Origin of the sequence: Psychrobacter sp. M9-54-1 (assembly GCF_016613355.1) — a bacterium.
GTDB classification, from domain to species: Bacteria; Pseudomonadota; Gammaproteobacteria; order Pseudomonadales; family Moraxellaceae; genus Psychrobacter; species Psychrobacter faecalis.
In genome coordinates this window covers 80,539-104,257 of the sequence record NZ_JADGFW010000026.1, presented here as the reverse complement: position 1 = coordinate 104,257, position 23,719 = coordinate 80,539, and the positions used below count along the sequence as shown (strand labels likewise).

18 protein-coding genes are annotated in these 23,719 nt (G+C 44.3%); 9 read left to right on the top strand and 9 right to left on the bottom strand.

Annotation, left to right across the window (positions count from 1 at the left end; all coding sequences use genetic code 11):
• Window positions 1-85: 85 nt before the first annotated feature.
• Both IQ457_RS11035 and IQ457_RS11030 read right to left on the bottom strand, forming a co-directional pair.
• Window positions 86-1,696, bottom strand: coding sequence for an inorganic phosphate transporter (locus IQ457_RS11035; protein WP_200663250.1), 1,611 nt, complete (start codon window positions 1,694-1,696; stop codon window positions 86-88).
• A 679-nt stretch (window positions 1,697-2,375) separates the two neighbouring features.
• Window positions 2,376-4,055, bottom strand: coding sequence for an ATPase (locus tag IQ457_RS11030; protein WP_200663248.1), 1,680 nt, complete (start codon window positions 4,053-4,055; stop codon window positions 2,376-2,378).
• 282 nt (window positions 4,056-4,337) lie between these two features.
• On the opposite strand from IQ457_RS11030, the gene IQ457_RS11025 reads away from it, so the two are divergent.
• The 5 genes from IQ457_RS11025 (at window position 4,338) to IQ457_RS11005 (ending at window position 10,569) form a co-directional block, all read left to right on the top strand.
• Window positions 4,338-5,048, top strand: a complete 711-nt coding sequence (locus IQ457_RS11025; RefSeq protein ID WP_200663246.1) for an FFLEELY motif protein — start codon at window positions 4,338-4,340, stop codon at window positions 5,046-5,048.
• A gap of 451 nt (window positions 5,049-5,499) precedes the next feature.
• A complete protein-coding gene (gene ubiE, locus IQ457_RS11020; protein WP_242465429.1) occupies window positions 5,500-6,309 on the top strand; it encodes a bifunctional demethylmenaquinone methyltransferase/2-methoxy-6-polyprenyl-1,4-benzoquinol methylase UbiE in 810 nt (269 codons plus the stop codon).
• Window positions 6,310-6,507: 198 nt separating this feature from the next.
• Complete coding sequence (locus IQ457_RS11015; RefSeq protein ID WP_200663244.1) at window positions 6,508-7,203, top strand: ubiquinone biosynthesis accessory factor UbiJ; 696 nt, start codon at window positions 6,508-6,510, stop codon at window positions 7,201-7,203.
• 90 nt (window positions 7,204-7,293) lie between these two features.
• Window positions 7,294-8,952 (top strand): ABC1 kinase family protein, encoded by a 1,659-nt coding sequence (locus tag IQ457_RS11010; RefSeq protein WP_200663242.1) that lies wholly within the window; start codon window positions 7,294-7,296, stop codon window positions 8,950-8,952.
• Between the two features lie 180 nt (window positions 8,953-9,132).
• Window positions 9,133-10,569: an FAD-binding oxidoreductase gene (locus IQ457_RS11005; RefSeq protein WP_200663239.1), complete on the top strand. Its 1,437-nt coding sequence runs from the start codon at window positions 9,133-9,135 to the stop codon at window positions 10,567-10,569.
• A gap of 223 nt (window positions 10,570-10,792) precedes the next feature.
• Here IQ457_RS11005 and ruvB read toward each other — a convergent pair whose 3' ends face one another.
• The 5 genes from ruvB to IQ457_RS10980 form a co-directional block, all read right to left on the bottom strand.
• The gene (ruvB, locus tag IQ457_RS11000) at window positions 10,793-11,773 is read right to left on the bottom strand and encodes a Holliday junction branch migration DNA helicase RuvB (protein WP_068404994.1); all 981 of its coding nucleotides are present in this window, start codon (window positions 11,771-11,773) and stop codon (window positions 10,793-10,795) included.
• Window positions 11,774-11,970: 197 nt separating this feature from the next.
• Window positions 11,971-12,591 carry a Holliday junction branch migration protein RuvA gene (ruvA, locus tag IQ457_RS10995; protein WP_068404947.1) on the bottom strand — a complete coding sequence of 207 codons (621 nt, stop codon included), beginning with the start codon at window positions 12,589-12,591 and terminating at the stop codon, window positions 11,971-11,973.
• Between the two features lie 104 nt (window positions 12,592-12,695).
• On the bottom strand, window positions 12,696-13,733 hold the full coding sequence (fba, locus tag IQ457_RS10990) for a class II fructose-bisphosphate aldolase (protein WP_200663238.1): 1,038 nt from the start codon (window positions 13,731-13,733) through the stop codon (window positions 12,696-12,698).
• Window positions 13,734-14,200: 467 nt separating this feature from the next.
• Window positions 14,201-14,587: a hypothetical protein gene (locus IQ457_RS10985; protein WP_200663236.1), complete on the bottom strand. Its 387-nt coding sequence runs from the start codon at window positions 14,585-14,587 to the stop codon at window positions 14,201-14,203.
• A 287-nt stretch (window positions 14,588-14,874) separates the two neighbouring features.
• Window positions 14,875-16,077, bottom strand: coding sequence for a phosphoglycerate kinase (locus tag IQ457_RS10980; RefSeq protein ID WP_200663234.1), 1,203 nt, complete (start codon window positions 16,075-16,077; stop codon window positions 14,875-14,877).
• 422 nt (window positions 16,078-16,499) lie between these two features.
• Here IQ457_RS10980 and IQ457_RS10975 point away from each other — a divergent pair, with 422 nt between their 5' ends.
• Window positions 16,500-16,829 (top strand): TraR/DksA family transcriptional regulator, encoded by a 330-nt coding sequence (locus tag IQ457_RS10975; RefSeq protein WP_144297721.1) that lies wholly within the window; start codon window positions 16,500-16,502, stop codon window positions 16,827-16,829.
• 235 nt (window positions 16,830-17,064) lie between these two features.
• Here IQ457_RS10975 and IQ457_RS10970 read toward each other — a convergent pair whose 3' ends face one another.
• Together IQ457_RS10970 and IQ457_RS10965 are read right to left on the bottom strand one after the other, a co-directional pair.
• Window positions 17,065-17,733, bottom strand: coding sequence for a thiamine phosphate synthase (locus IQ457_RS10970; protein WP_200663232.1), 669 nt, complete (start codon window positions 17,731-17,733; stop codon window positions 17,065-17,067).
• Window positions 17,734-17,825: 92 nt separating this feature from the next.
• Window positions 17,826-18,917: a serine hydrolase gene (locus IQ457_RS10965; protein WP_200663230.1), complete on the bottom strand. Its 1,092-nt coding sequence runs from the start codon at window positions 18,915-18,917 to the stop codon at window positions 17,826-17,828.
• Window positions 18,918-19,366: 449 nt separating this feature from the next.
• Between IQ457_RS10965 and IQ457_RS10960 the strand changes: the two genes are divergently transcribed.
• From IQ457_RS10960 to IQ457_RS10950, 3 genes are all read left to right on the top strand, one after another.
• Entirely contained in the window at window positions 19,367-20,002 is a 636-nt protein-coding gene (locus IQ457_RS10960; protein WP_102076814.1) for a response regulator, read from the top strand.
• Window positions 20,003-20,122: 120 nt separating this feature from the next.
• The gene (locus tag IQ457_RS10955) at window positions 20,123-21,958 is read left to right on the top strand and encodes a sensor histidine kinase (protein WP_200663228.1); all 1,836 of its coding nucleotides are present in this window, start codon (window positions 20,123-20,125) and stop codon (window positions 21,956-21,958) included.
• Window positions 21,959-21,992: 34 nt separating this feature from the next.
• Complete coding sequence (locus IQ457_RS10950; protein ID WP_200663227.1) at window positions 21,993-23,717, top strand: sigma-54-dependent transcriptional regulator; 1,725 nt, start codon at window positions 21,993-21,995, stop codon at window positions 23,715-23,717.
• Window positions 23,718-23,719: the final 2 nt, after the last annotated feature.

The window sequence follows — 23,719 nt, the reverse complement described above, 5'->3', positions numbered from 1 at the left end:
TTGTATAAAAAAACGCTTATCGGCAGCTGCTGATAAGCGTTTTTTATTTATTAATAGAAAACCATAATAAATAACGATAAAACTTTTATTTAAAAATATTACTTAATAACAGATAGCTGATAGCCGACATCGAAGCCGCCGCAGGCAAGGTAATTACCCATGCCAGACCGATAGGTTTCATCAGCGCCCAATTGGTATCACGATTGACGATACCGATGCCAAGTACTGCACCAACCAGCGTATGCGTACTGGATACGGGCAGACCCATGGTCGACGCGCCCATAACGACGGCAGCTGCAGCCAATTCCGCGGAAAAGCCTGAAGCTGGATGCATTTTTGCCAAATTGGTCCCGACGGTTTGAATGACTTCTTTACCGATAAACCAAAGACCAACGATGAGCGCCACACCAAAGGTCAACATCACCGCAGGCGGTACAGCCGCTTCGGTCGCTATGCTATTGGTACGGATAACGTCCATAATCGCGGCAAAAGGACCGACGGCGTTGGCAATATCGTTTGAACCATGACTAAAAGCAAAGGCAGAAGCAGTAAAGACCTGCATCCAGCTAAACATAATAAACGTCGCTTTGGTCAAATCTTCTTTATGCTTACCGCGGATACTCTTGGTATAAATAAAGGTCGCAAGCCATACCAGCGCCGCTATCATACCCATGATAAAAAAGCCTTGCAGCGTCGTCATGTTGCTGTTGACGTTCTTTAAGCCTTTGAACACCACCAACGAAGTCATGACCGCGCCGCCTGCGCCAGCGATGAGCGGTACCCATTGTTTAAGGGCTTTTAGGGTATCAAGGTTGCTACGTTCGTGCTCAATCTTATAAAGCTGTTTGTAATAATCGGTTTCTAAATCCTCGATGTCACAATCATCATCTTTATAGATTTCTTGATCGCGCAGCATCGCTGAGGTATACGCCAATTGCTCTGACTCGGTTAGACTTTCTAGATACTCTTTATGATTTTGCTTGACGGTTTTTTTATCGTCTTTTAGCGTCGCAATATGCGCTTCGGTTCGATCATTATATTCAATGATTTTTTTCTTAATTTGACCATATAAAAGGTAAGAAAATACGCCGCCTAACACGGGTGAGATGACCCAAGAGATAGCAATTGTTCCAATCGTACCCCAATCGACGGTCGATAGTGCCATGTCGGTACCACCTAAAGAGATACCGAGTACAATAGAGCTACCAACGACGCCGCCAATAATGGCATGGGTGGTCGAAACAGGCAGACCTTTTTTGGTGGCAAACAACAGCCAAAATGCCGCCGCGATAAGCGCTGAGAGCATGACATAAATAAACTGATTGGGCGAAACCGATAAACCATCTAAGTCAACGATGCCGCTGCGGATGGTATCGGTAACTTCACCGCCCGCCAGCACCGCGCCCGACACTTCAAATATCGCGGCGATACCCAAAGCTTGCGGAATCGTCAATGTCCCTGCGCCCACCGAAGTACCGAAGGAGTTGGCGACGTCGTTACCGCCGATATTAAATGCCATAAAGACACCAAAAGCCGTCGCTACGATAAATAGCGTCGTCTGCTGATGCATGGTGTAATCTAGACCCCACCATAAAAAGTAAGCGGTCATCGCAATCAGTAAAATGGCAAAAAATAGATTGATTCTCATAGAACCGACTGCTTTGGTTGGTCCTGTAGAACTGCTGCTAATACCCATACGTTGATACGTCCTGCGTAAGCTGATTGAAATTATAGGTGATTGATGTCATTGCGGCGCTATTGATGGTGTCGTTTTCACCACCCAACATCATGATAGCGTGTCCGCAACGTGGTTTTGTCATACTGTTTTGAATATGTTTCTCGAAATACTGTTTTGAATGTACGAATTTGAAAATAGGGTTATAAAAAGTTACTATCTACTGCGCTCTATATTGTCCTGATAGTTCTGCGTGCTTGTAAATATTTACGCGCAAGCTTGCCCACCTATCAGCGAAAAACCTAAGCCACAAAATGCCATAAAGCCGCAAGTAGTCTTGCCAAATCGTCCGATTACAGCAGCTTGCGGCTTAGGTTTTATAGTGATAGCGTTGGTTATAAAAAATCTGTTGTTAATAATTAAAATATTTATAGGATAAATACCATCTCTGACTGTGCAGCTATTTTGTGAGCAGGCAGAAGTTGTTACGCGCCTATTATATTAAATATAGACACAGATTGCATGATGATATTACGAGATTTGTAACTTTGAATATATCACTCAAAAAAGCTGCTTATTTAGTAGAAAAATGTTGTTAATTTTTCCTAAGACTTCAAATAAAAAATAATATTAACTTTTAAACTCGTATAAAGCCTTTATCACTATTACTATTCAATACGAGCCATCACTTATCATCCATTTATTTAGTATCAGCAGTGATAGACAATGCCGCGGATAGCTGTTTAATAGCGTGGTCTAATACCTCTAGGCGCGCTTGACGCTTTTCATTAGTCGCGATGATTGCCCAAGGTGCATCCTTGGTATTGGTACGTGCCAACATATCAGCTGCCGATTGCACATAATCCACCCATTTATCACGATTACGCCAATCATCATCGGTCAGTTTAAACTGTTTATGCGGCGTCTCTTCGCGCGCCTCAAAGCGTTTGAGTTGCTCCCCTTTATCAATAGCGAGCCAATATTTGATAACTACCGTGCCAGCAGCGACCAAATCTGCTTCAAAACGATTGATTTCGTCATAAGCGCGCTGCCATTCTGCGTCAGTCGCAAAGCCCTCGATACGTTCGACCAATACGCGCCCATACCACGTACGATCAAAGATGGCGATACGGCTGATACGATCGATTTGCTCATTGGGCAGCTTGGTCCAAAAACGCCATAAATAAGGATGCTGCAATTCATATAGCATCGGTGCGCCAATATTATAAATCTGATATTCGCGCGGATCGAGTGGCGCAACCAGCCTTTTGATCGCGCCGCCTTTGCCAGCGGCGTCCATCCCTTCAAAGGCAAAGACCACGTGCCGACCCTGAAGCGCCCGTAGCAATTTGGCAAGGTGTGCTTGCTTATCGGCAAGCGCTTTATGATAGTCAGATTTATCTATCTCGGTATCGTCAACCTCTATCAAAATTTTAGGGATTGCTACAAGCTCGAATTTTGCTGCTTCTTTTATATTCTGACTTTCTGCTTTACCGCTTTCTGCTTTACTGCTTTCGAGCGCGGTTTGCATCGCTTGCAATACTTCATGACAAAAATGAGTGGCAGCCTCTGATTTATCATCACCATTGATAATAATCCAGTCATTCTGCTGGCGTAATAGCGCGGTTGCTACCTTATTAAAAGTATCGACGACCTGTTTACTTTTCCAATCGATTTGATATAAAAACTCTGGATCAGCTTCATCGTCATTTAGCCGCGCCTGCAAGGTTTCGATATCGACATGAAACCAACATTTAAGCAACTTGGTTTGGTTAGCAGCAAGGTCTTGTTCAAAGGCTTGTAGTTTGGTGAGTTCTTGCTTTAGATAGTCTTGCCATTGGCCAATAGGCAAGGCGTTATTTTTCAGCGTCTTATTATTCTTATCTTCACTTTTTTTCACCTTATCGTCATCATCTTCATTGTCATCTAAGGTCGCCATGCGCATGACGTTATAGAGTAAGTCGGCATACCAGTTGCCAAAATACACCATCACATCGCCATGACGTGGCAGCGCTTTGGTATGCGCCTGCCAAATCGGCTGATGCTCTAAGGGACAATCTCCGATAGTCGCCTCAACCTTGAGTAAGCGCGGGTCAACCCATTGCCGCAGCTGGGTGACTGCGGTGCCCTTGCCCGCTTGCTCCATGCCGTTGACCAACACCAAGAGCCCAGTTGGTTTATTGGTAGTCGGCGGTGTTTGCTGCCGCGTGGCGCGTAGGGCAAACTGAGCGGTGACTAACGCCAAGCGCAATGTATCTTTGTCCATAGCAAAGATATTTAACGGATTGGGCGTCAAACGCTGCTCGACGACTTGCTTACTAAACTGGTCACTTACCGCTTCTGGCGCTTGGCTTTCAGTCGATTTATTTTTTTTGCTCATGTCCATACTCGCTTTATTATTAGATAATTTTTATACATCTCTTATTTATAGTTTTTATAAGCTGTCTTATTTATATAGTGAATCATAGCATTGCGTAAAACCAGTAAATAACCCTGCTATGTAACAGTTTGACATTTGTATTCTGTGGTATTTTCTTTTAAGGTGAACAAAATCTTGCGCGCATGCTTTAATAGCTGCCCACAAAGATAAGAATTTAGTATCATTTCTAATCTTTTATTAGCAATTTTATTGCCATTTTTACTTTTTATAGGATTACCTGCCATGTCTGCGTTAGCCAATTTACAACAGCACTTAAACCGTTTTTGGGCGTTGCCACACCATAAAGATGCTGCCTTAAATACCAAGCTCAAAGAAGTGCAAACATGGCAACAGGCACGTATTAAGCGTACCCATAGCGCGCTGTTTGAACAACCAAAAAACAAACCGATGGCAGAGTATTTTTTAACGCAGCTATACGGTGGTGATGAATTTAAAGTATTGGCAGAGCAGTTAGATCGTATCTTACCCAAAGCCAAAAAACTTGAACGCCTTGCCAAAGAGGCTTCTTTAGAAGCGGGCAGCATGGGCATTCAAGCGTCTATCTTGGCCATTGAGCTGGATTTACATTTGGCCGAGTGGTTGGTTGCGCAAGATTTAGCAGTCAATGAAGAAAATATGCTTGCCGCTTACCGCGCAGTCGATGAAGCCAATGAGCGCCGCGTGCAGATTAACAATCTAAAAGAGGTCTGCTACCGTACTGATAAAGATTTGAATTCATTTATGCTCAAAAAAGCCTTTGGTCTCGCAAAAGGCACGGCTTATCGCCATAACTTCCAGCCGCTTTACGACTTTATCGATTCAGGCTTTAAAGCGATGAAACCGCTAAAAAGTGTCAGCAGCTTTATTGAACCGTTTTGTGAGCGCGAGCTTGAGATTATTGACGAAGTTCATGACACCAATAATGGCGGTAAGGCAGTAGCGTTTGGTGTATGATAGGGTCAATAATGCCCGTGGCTAACTGACCGCTATAGTGCTTAAATAGGGTTTAAACCGTATGCAATCGGTGTTTAAACCCTATGCAAACAACGCTTAAATACGCCATCATAAAAACAAATAATAGGATAATCGTATGACTGATAACTCAAATAACAACCCTAGCCAAGCCGATCAATCCCATACTGATAACCCTACTTCTCATGGTCATCTGCAAGATAAATTGGTTAAAGACAGTATTGCTCACAATCAAAGCATCACCGCGCAAGTAAAAGCGCGTCAAAACCAAAGCGCTAGTACGACGCTGAATGCCAATGCTGCAGCCGATAGCAGCGATAATAATGACTTCACCCAAGTGCAAGACTTACCAACCGGAACCCCACAAGGTCAACAAACGACTATGCCAAATACCATAAATAACAGCGCCAATCCTACTGCTGCGCACGCACAAATGGCCAAGCAAACGCTTTTTAACCAACGTGATGACATCAATAATCCACATACGCCTGATACCGATGGTAATGAGCAAACGCATTTTGGCTATAAAACGGTTAATAAAGCAGAAAAACAAGCACGCGTTGCTGATGTTTTTACCTCAGTTGCCAAAAAATACGACATCATGAATGACTTAATGTCGTTTGGTATTCATCGCTTATGGAAGCGTTATGCGATCAGCTTATCAGGCGTGCGTGCGGGACAGCAGGTGCTTGACATCGCTGGTGGCACGGGTGATTTGGCCAAAGTATTTAGCCGTGAAGTGGGTCGCAACGGCCATGTGGTATTATCAGATATCAATGCAGCGATGCTAGAAGTTGGCCGCGAACGCCTCATCAATGCCGGCTGTAATAACGTTGATTTCGTCTTAGCAAACGCTGAAACTTTGGCGCCATTTGATGATGAAAGCTTTGATTTGGTGACTATCAGCTTTGGTCTGCGTAACGTCACAGACAAAGATGCGGCGCTAAAATCTATGTATCGCGTCCTCAAGCCAGGCGGTCGTTTATTGATTTTAGAATTCTCAAAACCTGTGTTTGAGCCATTATCTAAAGCTTATGATTTGTATTCATTTACGGCGTTGCCGATTATGGGTAAGTTGGTTGCCAATGACTCTGAGAGCTATCAGTATCTGGCAGAATCAATTCGTATGCACCCTGATCAGCAAACACTTAAGCAGATGATGCAGCAAGCAGGCTTTGAGAATTGTGATTATCATAACTTGACCGCTGGTATCGTTGCAGTGCATCGCGGCTTTAAAGCTTAGTTTTAAAAAATCACAGTTTTAGAAAAGCACAGTTTTAGAAAAAGAATAGCTTTAGCGCTTTTCAAAAGCTGCTTAGATAAACACGCTTTTTATAATACAAAAACGTCTGTCGTTGAGCAGGCGTTTACATTGTTATAACAGCCAATATTGAAATATGCGCCGCGCTTATGGCGCTCAACCAAACATTGTGAGGGCCTTATGCTGACTGTTTTACTTTTGGCAGGTGCCGAAAAGCTGATTAATATCGCCATTGCCAGCGATGAGATTACCAAAGCTGGGTTAGCGCCGCTTGCGGGCAAAGTGCTGCGTCTAAATATGGGCATGCCTGAGATTAATCTAGACGTTTTATTTACCGAAGAGCGTTTGCGCTTTGAGCCCGTCATGACAGAGAGCGTGTTTGAACCAAGCGGCAGTATGAATGAGCGCCAACAGGCCAGCCTAGAGCGTTCGCGACTTGGCCATAGTCGAACAGATTGCACCATTACCGTTGATAATCCAGCGCAGCTGCTGAACCTGATGCGCGGCACAGAAGGCAACTTACCGATTGCTGGTGACTACAAAGTGCTCATGCAACTTAAGCAGCTGATTGCAGGTTTTGACCCTGATGTCGCCGGCCAGCTTGAGCCGTTTATTGGGAAACCGATGGCCAGTCAGTTACATTTGCTGATATCGCAACTAAAAGGCAGCTGGCGTCATAGTGCCAAACGCGCCTTTAACGATGTCAGCGACTGGGCCAATGACGTAGCGGGTAATGTTACTCCTGACCCGATGGAAGCCGCCGAAGTCAATGATCTAAAGCAGCAGTTATTAAAACTGCGTGCGGATATCGAACGCGAAGAAGCCAAGCTTGCCGCTATCAAAGATGAGCAAGCACGTTTAACCAATCATAGATAATAATAAATAGAGTCTATGACTGTCTAAACGTTCATCACACATAGGCATAGACTCTGCCCTATTTTCGACTTTTTAGAGTAACCCTATCTCATGCTACTATCCCATCGCGCCCGCTTGCTTGAACTTTGGCGTATTGCCGCCGCTTATCGCATTGATACCCACCTTTCTGTCGAAGAAGCGCCGCAGCTACAACCGTTAGCGCGTTTAATTCGCTTGCATCCGGCAGCTTGGGGTAAAAGACATCAGCCTAATGCCATTAAATACGCGCTTGAAGATATGGGTACGCTGTTTTTAAAACTGGGACAACTGCTCTCGACGCGTCGCGATTTGGTGCCGCCTGAGATTATCGAGCAATTGGTGCAGCTACAAGACAAGGTCAAGCCTTTTGACTCTGATGTTGCCATTGCCCAAATCCAAGACCCAAAACATGGTTTGGGTCAATCTATCGAAGCGCTATTTACCCGCTTTGATTTTAAACCATTAGCAGCAGCCTCTATCGCTCAAGTACATACGGCGGCTCTGCACGATGGTCGTGAGGTAGTAGTGAAAGTGGTTCGCCCTGATATTCGCACCACTATCGTTGCAGACTTTGAGCTACTGCGTGAGCTTGCTAATTGGGCATCGGCGCGTATCGAAGCGGCGCGCGCGATTCACATTGTTGATATTGTCGAAGACTATCGCCAAGTGATGCTTAATGAATTGGATTTAACCTTGGAGGCGGACAATACGACGCAGATGCGCAATAACTTCTTGAGTTCTGCACTGATGTATGTGCCTGAAGTTTATGACGCTGCCAAAAACGTCATGGTCATGGAGCGTATTCAAGGCGTTCCTATCTCGCAAGTTGAGGTGTTTGATAAGCTTGGTTATGACCTTGCAGCACTGGCAGAAAAAGGCTTAACGATATTTTTTACCCAAGTATTTCGCGATAACTTTTTTCATGCCGATATGCATCCGGGTAATGTCTTTGTAGAAACGCCGCCAGTTAAAACGCTCACTGCAGATATGACAGCGGTTGACCTAGGTCATGAGCCACGCTATATCGGGCTTGATTGCGCCATCATGGGTACGCTGTCAAAAGACGACCAACTTATCGTCGCGCGCATGCTGTTGGCGGTGATGAGTAATAACTTTACGGCGATGGTTGATATCGTCAGCCGTGCTGGGTGGATACCGCCCAATACCGATAAGCATGCGCTCATGCGCGATATGAAACGCACTGTCGGTCCGATGCTGCAAAAATCCATTAACGATATCGATTTTGCTGGTGTTTTAATGCAAATTCTGGATATCGCGCGACGCCATCATATGAGTATCCCGCCTCAATTGATGCTGCTGCTGAAAACCTTGGTGCATGTCGAGGGACTTGGTCGCGATTTATATCCTGAGCTGGATATTTGGTCACTTGCTAAGCCCATTTTAAGTGGCTGGATTAAAGAGCAACTCGATCCGATGCGTAATTTACAACATCTGCGTCAGCAGTTGCCAGAGATTTTATTATCAACGACGGATATTCCTAAGCTACTAGATCAAGGATTGCAAAGTCTTGCTTCACAAGGCTCGCGCCAAGACAGTCAGCTACGAGAAATCCAGCAAATTCGCGCCGATATGTTAAACGACCGTCGCCGAGATTGGTTAGCACTATCAGGTTTTGCGGTGTTTATTGCTATCGCCACCCAAGTTGGTTGGTTTGCGCCTATTTTTTACTTATTGGCTATCATCGTCGTTATTTGGCGGGTTTTAGCTTAGGTTATTAATTTTTAACGAAAAAATATCCGTTAATCATTATCAAAAAATCGCACTTGAATAAGCTCTAATGCATTTTAATTGCCCTCTAACGACAATTAAAATGTATTAGAGCTTAACTTTTTATCTTATTTAGCATGTCGTTTACCCAGTAAATATACGTCTTATATGGAGAATTTACCTATGTCGACCATATCATCTATATCGCCTTCCAAATCTCATGATTTAATTAAATCAGACCATAGTGACGCTATTGCCGCTTTGCAAACACGCTTTGGCAAACAACTTAGCACCAATACCACTGTACGTGAACAGCATGGTCATACCATGACCTGGCTTACTAACCAGCCACCCGACGCGGTATTGACCGTGCAGGATAAACACGAGGTTGCTGCTGCGGTTGAGATTTGCAATCAGCATCAGATGCCAGTCATCGCCTTTGGTATTGGCTCATCCTTAGAAGGTCAATTAAATGCGCCCTATGGCGGGCTATGTATCGATATGCATGCCATGGATGCGATATTACAGGTTAATAATGAAGATTTGACGGTAACGGTACAACCTGGGGTCACGCGCGAGCAGCTCAATCATTATTTACGTGATACCGGACTATTTTTTCCAATAGACCCCGGTGCCAATGCCAGTATCGGCGGTATGGTCGCGACCCGTGCTTCAGGCACCAATGCCGTCCGTTATGGCTCCATGAAAGATGTGGTACTCGCCCTTGAAGTGGTGACCGCGAGTGGTGATATTGTGCGCACAGGTACTCGCGCCAAAAAGTCGGCCGCTGGTTATGACTTGACGCGCTTAATGATAGGCTCTGAGGGGACACTTGGCATTGTAACCGAGATTACGCTTAAACTATTTGGTATTAGCGAGTGTATTAGTAGTGGTATTTGTCATTTTCCAACGATTGAGGATGCTTGTCAGGCGGTGATGTTGACTATTCAAATGTGCTTGCCAATTGCCCGTATCGAGCTGCTTGACGCGATGCAAATCAAAGCTTGTAACCAATATGCCAATTTGAATTTAACAGAAACGCCTACGCTATTTGTAGAATTTCATGGCACAGAAGCCAGCGTCGCCGAGCAAGCGCAAATTTTTACCGACATCATCGAAGAGTTCGGCGGTACAGATTTTGCTTGGGATACCAACGAAGCCGAGCGTAAACGTCTGTGGCAAGCGCGCCATAACGCCTATCACGCTAGCTCTGCCCTACGACCTGAAGCCAGCGCTCTATCGACTGATGCCTGCGTGCCCATTTCACGCTTGGCAGAATGTGTCAGCGCTACGGCAAAAGACATCGAAGCATCGGGTATGATTGGACCTATCGTCGGTCACGTCGGCGATGGTAATTTTCATGTTCTTTTATTGGTCGATACCAACAACCCTGAAGAAGTCGCTACCGCTGACGGTATTATCAGCCGCCTTGCCTCGCGTGCGATTGAGATGGATGGTACTTGTACCGGTGAGCACGGTATTGGACAAGGTAAGCAAAAATATATGGAGCAAGAGCATGGTAATGCCTTATTGCTGATGCAAGCGATTAAATCTGCCTTTGATCCCAAAAACATTTTAAATCCTGGGAAAATATGGCCTGAAGCCTTACCTAAAGCTTAATTTTAAAAAAACTGCAGTATGAAAAAGCGTTTACCTTTAATTGTGTGATTAAAGGTAAACGCTTTTATAGTTTTAATATGGTTCATTCATTTTGAAGTAAATGCGTGACTGCAGATATCAATTTTTTGAAGCCTCTAGCGTGCACAGCAAAAAGCAAGCGAGGACAATTGATACCCGCACCGTGCAATTAAAGACACGCTTCGTGCGTTTTGAACTGACTATCCTACAACATCTGGTCAATCGCCATTTGTGTCAATACCCGACCACGCGCCGTACGCAGCACATAACCTTGCTGTATTAAATATGGCTCAATCACATCTTCAAGCGTACCGCGATCTTCGGCCATTGCTGCTGCTATTGCTTCAACGCCTGCAGGACCACCATCGAAACGCTCGTGTAATATCTCTATATAGCGTCTGTCCAAATGATCAAGCCCGCGTCTATCTACGGCAAGCATATCAAGCGCACTACCCGCTATCGCGCCATTGATACTGCCATCTCCTCTAACTTGCGCATAATCGCGAACACGGCGTAATAGACGATTGGCAATCCTTGGCGTCCCACGCGAACGGCGCGCAATCTCTACCGCGCCATCTTCACTCATCGGTACCCGCATCAAACGCGCCGCACGGCTAACAATTGTTGTCAAATCAGCAATATTATAAAATTCTAAACGCTGCACAATCCCAAAACGATCTCGCAGTGGTGAGGTCAGTAGTCCAGCGCGTGTGGTTGCTGCCACCAAAGTAAACGGCGGTAAATCTAGCTTGATAGAACGTGCCGCCGGACCTTCGCCAATCATAATATCGAGCTGAAAATCTTCCATTGCTGGATAAAGAATTTCTTCAATGACCGGACTTAGACGATGAATCTCATCGATAAAGAGCACATCGCCCGCTTCTAAATTGGTCAGCATGGCGGCCAAATCCCCAGCGCGTTCAAGTACAGGCCCTGAGGTAGAACGCAGATTACCACCCATTTCACGAGCGATGATATTAGCAAGTGTGGTTTTACCAAGCCCCGGCGGACCAAAAATCAAAGTATGATCTAATGCCTCGTCGCGACCACGTGCCGCGCCAATAAACACTTCCATCTGTTCACGCACCACCGGCTGACCGATATATTCAGCCAATAATGCCGGTCGAATATTAGAGTCAGGCGCATCACCTGCCCCTTCTAACGGATTAATCAAACGATCTTGCATCATAGGTTTTATCATTTTACTAAAATCATTATTTTTAAAAGACTAAATCATAAACAGCATAACCAAACGCTGCGCATAAGTCATGCAAAACATCATAAAGCAGGTAGTCAATAAAACACAGCCTAAAACGAAAATAAGCGACAATCAATGTCGCTTATCTGTTTAAAATTTAACATAATTACTTATAGTTTAAATAATTAAAAGCCAGAGAGCTGTTGCAGAGTGGCTTTTAACAAGCTTTGCGTATCGGCAAAGGTATCACCATTACTTTTCGCTGCTTTAATAGCTTGCTGCGCTTCTCGTTCTTTATAGCCCAAGCTAATCAACGCGCCCTCGACCTCAGCGATGATACTGCCTTCAGCAGACATAGGCGCAGGCTGAAGCGCAAATTCTAAACTGCTATTATCCACTTCGATATTTTTCAGCTTATCTTTTAGCTCAATCAATAAACGCTGTGCGGTCTTTTTACCAATACCCGGAATACGCGTTAATGCCGTCTCAGACTCTTGCTCGACGTGCATTTTTAGCTCAGCCGCTGACATCGCAGACAGCATCGCCAGCGCCATTTTTGCCCCAACGCCATTGATTTTAATCAATTGGCGAAAGACATCGCGCTCTTTACGATCGATAAAACCAAAAAGCAGCTGCGCATCTTCACGCACGTGAAAATGCGTCCAAATGCTCGCCTGCTCGTTAAGACGCAACTGACAAAATGACGGCAGCGGCAGCTCTATATCGTAGCCTACGCCAGAGGCAGTCATGACACAGGCAGTGGGCGCCATCAAATATTGCACCTGCCCCGTAATCAATCCAATCATTATCCACCACCTTTTATAAGATTTGACTATAAAAACTGCTTATAGCATTTGCGCTAAAAATAAGCGGCTGTTATGGCTCAATGAGCATGCTTTTTTGGCCACACTTATTTATAAAAATCGACCATACCTTCAAGGCTGATTGGACGAATTTTATGCGCCTGACCCGCTGAACCAAAGGCTTCAAAACGATTGGTACAAATATCTGACATCGCAACCATAGAGGCTTTAAAATATTTACGTGGATCAAATTCGCTAGGGTTTTCTGCCAAGAATTTACGGATAGCGCCCGTTGATGCCAAACGTAAATCGGTATCGATATTGACTTTACGGACGCCATGTTTAATCGCTTCAACGATTTGCTCAACTGGCACACCATAAGTTTCCCCGATATCACCGCCGTTTTCATTAATAACTTTTAGCCATTCTTGCGGCACTGATGACGAACCATGCATGACCAAATGGGTATTCGGGATACGCGCATGAATCTCTTTGACGCGCTCAATCGATAAGATGTCGCCTGTCGGTGGACGGGTAAATTTATACGCGCCATGACTGGTGCCAATAGCAATCGCTAGCGCATCGACATTGGTGTCTTTGACAAACTGCTCGGCTTCATCAGCACTGGTCAATAGCTGCTCGTGATCAAGCACACCTTCTGCACCTGAGCCGTCTTCTTCACCTGCCATGCCGGTCTCAAGGCTACCTAAGCAACCAATTTCACCTTCGACAGAAACGCCGCACGCGTGGGCCATTTTCACCACTTTGCGGGTCACGCTGGCATTATAATCATAATCCATAGGCGTTTTTCCATCTTCACCGAGCGAGCCATCCATCATCACCGATGAAAAACCAAGCTGAATTGAGCGCTGGCAAATAGCAGGTGACATGCCATGGTCTTGATGCATCACCACCGGAATATGTGGCCACTCTTCAATCGCAGCAATAATCAGATGACGTAAAAACGCAGACCCTGCATAACTACGCGCGCCCGCACTGGCTTGCACGATGACAGGTGAATCACAAGCGTCGGCCGCCATCATGATGGCACGCATCTGCTCTAAGTTATTGACGTTAAAGGCAGGGACACCATAGCTGTGCTCAGCGGCATGATCCAAAAGTTGACGTAAAGATATTAAGGCCATAAAACGCTCTCTGATTAGATTTTAAAATAAATACTTATAACGATTAGGTGATTACAAGTGTTCCATCCTCGCTGCAAGGTAAGTAAATCGACAAGCAGCACTATAGAACAGTTGGGAAAATGCAGGATTTTTACTAGCAATTATCACGCGCAGATTATAGCAAATTTTGCCCACGCTTCGTAGCGGTTGAGCGACTATTTATTAGGCTCACATTATTAAGCTCGATTAAGCTTGCGGTTTTATTGAGCATACCGACTGTATTGAGGTTATAGCTTTGGTTTAATTGATGAATGATGCTATTGCATACTTTACTTTTAGCAATGCATAAAACGCAAAAAGCCTTGGTCATCACCAAAGCTTTTTAGTATTTCGAGGCTTATAAGACCGCTATTGATTATAGCGCTATGCATGCAAGTCGATTATTAAAATCAAATAACTTGAATGAATCATAACTGCTTAGCAATCAATTAGTACTGTTGTTCTGCTTCTACTGCGTTTTCACTGGCTTTCTCTTCAACAGCAGAGGCACCATCAGCAACCACGCCAGCAGTAGCAGAAACGGCTTCATTTGCGCCCACTACAACTGCTTCACCAGTATTTTCTATCGCGTCAGTCGCAGCAGCACCAGCTGTTTCAGCGCTTTCAGCAACTTCTGCGCCGGCGTTTTGGGCAGCAACTTCAGCGTCAGCAGCAGCGGCTTCGGTTTCAGCAGTAGCAACTTCTGTGTTAGCAGCAGCGTCATCACCAGCAGACTCAGCAGCAGCTTCCGTTTTATCTTGTGTTTCTTGGCTACATGCAGTAATTGCAAAGGTACCAGCAAGGACACTAGCAAGTAACAAATGACGTTTTAACATAATAAACCTCTCGTAAATAAAGCATGCCAAATACATGATTTTCGCTATTTTATAGAGTACAAATTGGGCATGCAATCATAATTTTCAGTATGGAAACAAATAATTACTACTTAATAATAAGCTGTGACCTTTCACGCTCACCTTTATCCTGCAGCTCTCATATAGACAGGCCAAACAGCAATAAAACCAAACACGGTGGTCACTTTATTATTTTTATAGCCTACCCCAGATACTCATAATAAGTTGTACATCTAATGTTACTTAATTGATAAATGACGATAAAACGATTACTCGCTGATTTGTAAGGCGGCAACCGCAGGTAATACTTTACCTTCTACGAATTCTAAGAACGCGCCGCCACCCGTCGACATATAACTTACACCGTCAGCCACTTGATATTTATCAATTGCCGCTAACGTGTCACCGCCGCCCGCAATCGAGAACCCTTGGCTATCTTTAACCGCGTTTGCCACAATTTGCGTACCTTGACCAAAAGCATCGACTTCAAATACGCCGACCGGTCCATTCCATAAAATGGTTTTTGCCTTAATAATAGCAGCCGCTAATTGCTCAGCGCTCTCTGGCGCGATGTCTAAAATCATATCGTTCTCGCCGATGGTATCGACCGACTTAATAGTAGCGGTAGCTTTCTGTAATGAGCCGGTAAAGTCCGAAAAATCAATCTCATTTTTATCGGCCACGACCACATACTCTGGCAATAAAATCTCAGTCTTACTCATAATATCACGAGCGGTATTGACCAGTTCCACCTCATATAATGATGCTCCAACGCTATGACCTTGCGCTGCCAAAAAAGTATTGGCAATACCGCCGCCAACGATAATTTGCGAGCAGACTTCAGCTAAGCTATGCAGTACTTCAAGCTTGGTCGAGACTTTTGAGCCACCAACGATTGCCAGCATCGGTTGGGCTGGCGTTTCAAGCGCAAGACTTAAGGCGTCAAGCTCAGCGGCCAATAAAGGTCCAGCGCAAGCGACTTTGCCCGCCTGATGCATCGCTTGGGTCACGCCTTCGGTTGACGCTTGCGCGCGGTGCGCCGTGCCAAAAGCGTCCATGACAAACACATCGCACAAATCCGCATATTTTTGCGCCAACGCTGTGTCGTTTTTCTTCTCGCCGTTATTAAAGCGCACGTTTTCTAACAGCACGACTTCGCCTGCCTTGATTGCCACGCCTTGAGTTAGATAGTCTTTATTTAAGCTGACTGGCGCAGCTAGCTTATCGCTTAAATAATCAGCAACTGGCGCAAGCGAATAGATGGCCTCAGGACTGCCTTCTGTCGGACGACCAAGGTGTGAGCAAATAATCACCGCTGCGCCTTTTTCTAACGCCATTTTGATGGTAGGCAAACTGGCTTGCAGGCGCGCATCGCTTGCGACTTTGCCATCTTTGATAGGCACATTTAAGTCTTCACGAATCAATACCACCTTATCCGCTAAGCTCAGCTCACTCATACGCAAAAAATTCATTACCTGCTCCTATGCATCATCTATGGTTAATCTACAATATGGCTGTTTGCTAACTGAAAAACGTTTTCACGAAATAGTCATTTTAAGACGTATATTATGGAACATTCTCGCACTTGGTGTTATAGAACTGTCCAAGCAAGAATTTCAGCGGTGTATTCTAGCAGTTTTTAGTCTTCTCTTATAAAGAACTGCGATAAATTTTGCGCTATAGATTATCAATCCATATAACTGCCAAATTTCAATAGTAATCACATGCACTAAAAACAGTAACATTTCGTGGTGGTACTTTATCGTTAGGCTGTCTATGATAAAAGAGTGTTTATGATAAGCACCGCTCATTATAAGAAAGCAGCTTATTATAAAACCTATGATGATAATGAATAATAAACCTAACAATAAAAACAATTTCTCGGGAGAAAATTATGAGTATTGATATTGAAACTGCCAAACAAGACCTGCTAAACCTAAAGGAAGAATATGAAACTCGCATTGATAAAATCGAAGACCATATTCAAAACCCGCAAGACGACCTCAATGAACATTGGGAAGATCAGGCCATCTCATACCGTCAAAACGACATGCGCGCAAGCTTGATGGATGAAGCACGTCAAAGCCTTATCTACGTCGAAAACGCGCTAAGCCGTATTGAAAACGGTACCTACGGTGAATGTGAAGTGTGCGGCAAACAAATTGAAGCGCAACGCTTAAAAGCGCTGCCATATGCTACGTTGTGTATGGAACATGCAGAATAATTTTTGGTGGTGTGTCAAAAAGTATGCTGATTAAAATTTGAATAATTTTTGAAGTCTTGAAAGCCCTATAGAATCAGAGAACTTCGCATAGATTTCTTATTGGCTTTCATCGCCAGCATACTTTTTAGAACACCACCTAATTTTTAATGGCTATTTTAAATAAATGTCACTTAAAATAATGTTACTTGAAATAAATGTTAGCTTTAAAGATTAAAGAATTGATATAACTTTCTAATCAAGCAGGCGTTTGCCATCTGCTAAGCGCCTGCTGCCATTGCTGACAACGCGCGGCAATTTTCTGTACAGGCAAATCCATAATATCGCCAACGACCGCCACATAGGTAATTGGCAAACCCGCCAGCTCGATTATATTTTCCGCCGTCAACCCCCCTATCACGCAGATATCAATCCCCTGTTGACAACCTTCGATGAGCTGCTGGCGAGATATCACATGGGCATTAGGTTTGGTATTTGAAGCAAAAACTGCGCCCATCGCCGCATAGCTTGCGCCGTCTTCTTTTGCCTGTTTGACCAGCGCTACATCGCCGTGACAAGTTCGCCCAATAACTTGTTCGGCTGCAAGATAACGTTTGGCATCATCGATAGCGCCATCTTGTTGACCTAAATGCACCCCGATGCCAAGTTTTTTGGCAAGGGCAATGTCATCGTTCATCACAACATCGACATTATAGGCTCTAGCTAAGCTGACTATCTGCTGCGCTTCCTCATAGAGTTTTTCTTTGCCATTTGCTGATTGTAAGGTTTTTTTACGGCGAATTTGCAATAATGCTACCAGCCCTGTTGCTAATGCTGCTTCTAGTTTTGCATATAACAGCGCGAATTCATCATCATTTGTCAGTAAATATAGTTTGGGCGCGGGCGTCATAGCCGATACTTGGAACATATGGTTTTTCCTTAAATGGGCTTAAATTTGACCCAATAAAAAGGCTGTTATATTACATAACAGCCTTGTACATCAATATTAAAATAACACGCTTATACGGTACGGCGAGTCGCCAAACTGTTTAAGATATTTTTAGCATCGCCCCAACGCGTCGCTGAGCTGTTCGCACCCAAAATCACGATAATCGCTGGACGGTTATTAACGCGGGTTTCCATCACCACGCAGCGCCCTGCTTCATTGATAAAGCCAGTTTTTGAGATACCGATTGGATAGCTGCCATCACGCACTAAGCTGCTGGTGTTGTTGGCTTTATAGGTACGGTTGCCGCTTGAGTAGTTAGAGACATAAAAGTCATAGCTTTTGGTGGTCGAAAAACGACGAATGACATCGTAGTTGCCAGCTGCACGTACCATTTTAACGAGATCATTTGATGAAGCGACGTTACGCTTATCAAGACCCGTTGGGTCACCGAAGTAAGCGGTGGTCATGCCCAAGTCTTGAGCTTTACGGTTCATAGCGCGCATAAAGGCACTATAACCACCTGGATAGTTACGCGCTAGGCTTTTTGCGGCTGGGTTTTCTGACTTCATCAATGCCATGAGTAGCATCTCAGCACGGTTCAAACGGTCACCTGACTTAAGGTTTGAGCTGGCGCGTTTTGGACCGACGAAATCTTCTGGATCAAGGGTAATCTCTTCACGCATGTCAAGACCGGCGTCTAGCACCACCATCGCTGTCATAATCTTAGTAATACTTGCCATCGGACGGGCAATATCAGCAGCTTTTTCGTAGATAGATTCGCCAGTTTCAGCATCGATGACCACAACACTGCGCGAATCGGTACTGATCGGAATCATACTACCGCTGTTAAAACCACCACGATAAGCGGTGTTATAGCTGTTGGTATTATTGAAGCTATTATTGCTGCTACCAAAACTGTGTGCATTAGTAATATTGGTGGCGCCGTAGCCATTGTCTACTTTTTTAATCGCCGAGCTATTACTGCTGTTGTACATGATTTTACGCGCTTCAGATAAGCTATCGGCACCGCCCCAGCTCACACGAGCACTAGACTCAGAGCCAGAACTACCATTAATGGTAAGCGCCGCTTGTGCAACACTGCCCAAACTCAATGAAATCAGAGCAGCGATTAATTGCTGTTTGGTTAATGGTAGTTGCTTCATTATGCCTCCTGCAGCCGCGCTGCCATTAGTTAGAAAATCGGTTACATACTAACTAATATCAACAACGTACGTAGCGTTTGTGGTTGTGTTTGTAGATACTCGCATAGAGTTTTTGTATTTTTAGTGTATCATGGTTTGCATTTAAGTTTAATCTACTAAATCAATTAGATGTCGTTTTTTGACCACATTCAAATTTTACTACATTTAGTTTATATTGTAGCAATATTAATTAACAATGGCGCAATATAGTATTACATTTAAGCTTATAAGGGCACAATTGCAAGGTTCATATAAAAGTATGCTGCTTAATATAAGGGAATTTGTGAGTTTACATATTTTAGTCAATAAATTTATAGCAGCTGACATTTATAATAAGACAGTAAAATCATTTAGATAGTTTAAGTTTAACAGTGCACCCTTTATTCTGACCAATAGAAAAGAGTATAACTATGATTCGAGTACTAGTAGTAGATGATCATGATTTGGTGCGAATGGGCATTAGCCGCATGTTGGCAGATAGTGCCGATATAGAAGTCGTCGGTGAAGCGGATAGTGGCGATATGGCGATTAAATTGGCAAAACAGCTGCGTCCGGATGTGATATTGCTCGATGTCAATATGCCCAATATTGGCGGCCTCGAAGCCACCAAACGCCTCATCCAGCTTGATATGGGCTTTAAGATTTTGGCCGTGAGTAGCATGTCAGCGCAGCCTTATCCGTCAATGCTTATTAAAGCGGGTGTCAATGGTTATATTACCAAAGGGACGCCGCTTGACGAGATGATACGCGCGGTGAAAAAAGTCTATCAGGGCGGGCGTTACTTTAGCCAAGACGTCGCTGAGCAATTGGCGGATGTTTTGTTATCTGATAATGCCAGCTCACCTTTTGACTTATTAAGTGACCGAGAAAAACAGGTCGCCATGATGGTGGTGAATTGCCAAAGCCCGCAGCAAATCGCCGACCAGTTATTTGTCAGTGTCAAAACCATCAATACTTATCGTTACCGCATTTATGAAAAAGTCGGTGTCGATAGCGATGTAAAGCTGACCCATTTGGCCATTCGCCATGGGCTTATCCAACCGTAAGTCGCTATGCGCATGCATTTTAGGCGTCTTTTCTTTTATGACGATTAATTTTTAAAGCCTATAGAAATACCGAAACCCTTAACGCCTATGAAATCTTTAAAGTCTGCGCCGTCGAAACCTATGAATTCTATTAGTAGAGTTATAGCCGCTATTACGGATTATTTTCAGCGCGATGACACCTTACCTTTGCCGCAGCTGCGCAGGTTAGGATTGATTTATAGCAGCTATCGCTTTGTCGTCAGCCTATTTTCGATGCTGATGGTGTATATCACAGCGCGCGCTAGCGATGGTTCATCGTTACCAAGTTTTTTGCAGCAAACCGCGCTCAGTTTTTATGTCCTTTTAAGCTTAATTTTATTGGGTTTATTTTATGTAGTGACCAAGCATCCACGGCAACAGCTGGCGTTTGGTTTGGCAGTAGACGTTATTATTTTAAGCTTACTGCTTTATACCGCTGGCGCGCCTGATTTGCAGTTGACCATGCTGTATATGGTGGTGGTTGCCGCCAGCTTTATGCTGCTTCATAGCTCGCAAGCGCTGATTATCACTTTACTGGCGATTATTTTCGTTATCTATCAGCAGTTTTTTTATGCGATTGCCAATAGCATGAGTTTGGCAAATTTGGGTGATGCGCTCCTGATGTCAGCCAGCTTTTTGGCAGTCGGCGGTTTAAGTTGGTCAATCTCGCAGCGCTTGGTACAAGTTGAGAAAGTAGCAGCCCGCCACGCCAAAGAAGTCGAACGCTTAAACGTTATCAATCAAGAAGTCATCACCCAAATGGCCAACGGTGTCATTGTTATCGATTGTGAACAAGTAGTTTTAGCTAACCTTGCGGCTTATCAATTACTGAGTATTCCAAATACTACGGCAATGGAGGCAGAGTATGTTGAGACAAATGCTGCGCTCAGTAGCTCGCCAAACAGCTTGTTAAACAATTCTTTAAACAGCCATGCAAAAAACACTGCAAATAATATTAAAAACCATATTATAAATAAGCCACTCGCCGACTTTCAGCAGCAGCTTCGCGCGCAACATCTACAGTTATTTGAGGCTTGCTTGTCGATAGAAACGGGACAATCTCGCAGTTTTATCTATGAGTTACCTGCTACTGCCAATGCCTCTGTCTTTGGTAAGCTTCGCGTTGAAATTATCCCGCTAAAAGATGACAGTAAGCTGATCATTTTAGAAGATTTACGCCGCGAACAAGCCAGCGCCCAACAGTTAAAACTGGCCTCACTCGGGCAACTGACCGCCAGTATTGCTCATGAAATAAGAAATCCGTTAGCCGCTATCTCGCAAGCCAGTCAACTACTGATAGAAGATATTGAAGAAAGTCAGGCCATAGAGAGTGCAAGCGCAAATGATGCGTTGGCTGGAAATCATGAGCTTTATAAAATGATATTCACGCAAACAAAGCGCGTTAATCGTATTATTGAAGATGTCTTAAAACTGTCACGTCAGCAAACCGCCAAGCAGCAATTCATTGCCCTTACCGACTGGATGCCAGAATTTTTGGCAAACTATTTTCAAGGTCACGATGTTTTTTTACATAGTCATGCGCAGCCGTCCATCTCATTTGACCCGCATCAATTAGAGCAAATTTTTATCAATTTAATTAACAATGGCTTACGTCATAGCAGTTATGCTCACCCTCATGCCGTTGTGGAAATCGAGATTTATTGTGCCGACAACGATGTTATAATTGATGTATTGGACGATGGCACAGGTGTAAGCACGGCAGACTTAACCCACCTGTTCAATCCATTTTTTACCACTGATAAGGCGGGTACGGGTTTAGGCTTGTATTTATCGCAAGCATTTTGTGAAGCCAACCATGCGCGCCTACTTTATATTCCAGAACACAAAAAGACTTGTTTTCGTTTGATTGCGCCTGCTATTGACAACGCGGCCATTGATAATGAAGCAGTTGAAAACTTAGATAAAACCTATTTTTAATGCCTTGCAATATTTTAAGACAATGAGATGATGTATGACCACAACCGCGCTAGTCGTTGATGATGAAGTAGATTTATGCCGCTTGATGCAAATTACCTTAACCAAGATGGGCATCAAAAGCGATGTGGCTTATACCTTATCGCAAGCCAAAACCTATTGGCAAGCAAACGACTATGACTTTTGTCTAACCGATTTAAAACTCCCTGATGGGTCAGGCTTAGAGTTGGTTAAGCATATTAGCAGCAGTTCAAGTACGCCCATTGCCGTGATTACCGCGCATGGCAGCATGGATTTGGCGATTGAAGCACTGAAACTGGGCGCTTTTGACTTTGTTAATAAGCCGCTCGAGCTGCCGCGTCTACGTCAATTGGTTGAAAATGCACTCAAGGTTATTCATCAAGATAACGCCGCAAAGTCAACGCCTGAGCGCTCACCTGAGCAGCAAATGCTCGATAGCCGTCTGATTGGCGACTCAGCCGTCATGCACCCGCTAAAAAATACCATTTTAAAGTTAGCGCGCTCACAAGCGCCAGTTTTTTTATCGGGGGCGTCAGGCACTGGTAAAGAAGTGGTGGCGCGCTTAATACATGACTTAAGTCCACGCCGCGATGGCAGCTTTGTGCCAGTCAACTGCGGTGCGATTCCGTCGGAGCTGATGGAGTCAGAATTTTTTGGTCATAAAAAAGGCAGCTTTACTGGCGCTGTCGCTGATAAACAAGGACTGTTTCAACAGGCTAATGGCGGCACGCTATTTTTAGATGAGGTCGCCGACTTGCCACTAGCGATGCAGGTCAAATTACTGCGCGCCATTCAAGAAAAAACCGTGCGCGCAATCGGCGATACCAAAGAAGTGCCAGTTGATATTCGTATCCTATCAGCGACGCATAAGGATTTAAATCAGCTGGTACAAGCAGGTAGTTTTCGCCAAGATTTATACTACCGCATCAATGTCATTGAGCTTAAACTGCCGACGCTTAACGCAAGACGTGATGATATACCGGTATTGGCCAAACACTTTTTGACCCTGATTGCCGATGAATGGCAATTGGAGTCGCCGCCAACGCTGACCGATGCTGCGTGCGCGCGCCTACAACATCACGACTTTGCGGGTAACGTTCGCGAATTACGTAATATCCTTGAACGCGCGATAACCTTAGCGGAGACATCCACTATTGATGCGAGTCATTTGGGCTTAGCTGATGTAGACAATGAACAATTAGAGAACGCGCAAGAAGCTATTGGAGAAGTAGAGCAAAATAACAACGCTGACAAAGCGACCCTTTCGAGTAATACTATTTTAGATAAAAGTGAAAGCTTAGAAGCGCAATCTATAAAAGATAATGTGGTAAAAAATAACGTAGAAGCCGTAGAAAAAGACAGCGCACAACAAGCAAAAACTACTATATCTCCTTATCGCACCATTACGCAGCACTATCCTTCAATGAATGCGCGCGCTGCGACCAGTCCCGTAGGGCAAACTGATAAAACAGCAGCCAGCGCTATGTTAGAACCATTAAACAATGAAGCTAATGAGCAAGAGAAATTAGATAAATCACTAAAAGAAGAAGTTGTCGCTGGTCAATTACCTGCCCAAGGCTTAGAGCATTATTTGCAAGAGCAGGAAAGGCAGCTGATTATTACCGCCCTTAAACAGACAAACTGGAATAAGACCCAAGCTGCTGAATTGTTGGGCACCACTTTCCGCTCGTTACGCTATCGTATGTCAAAGCTTGGAATTGCTGAAAACCAGTCTGAATAATA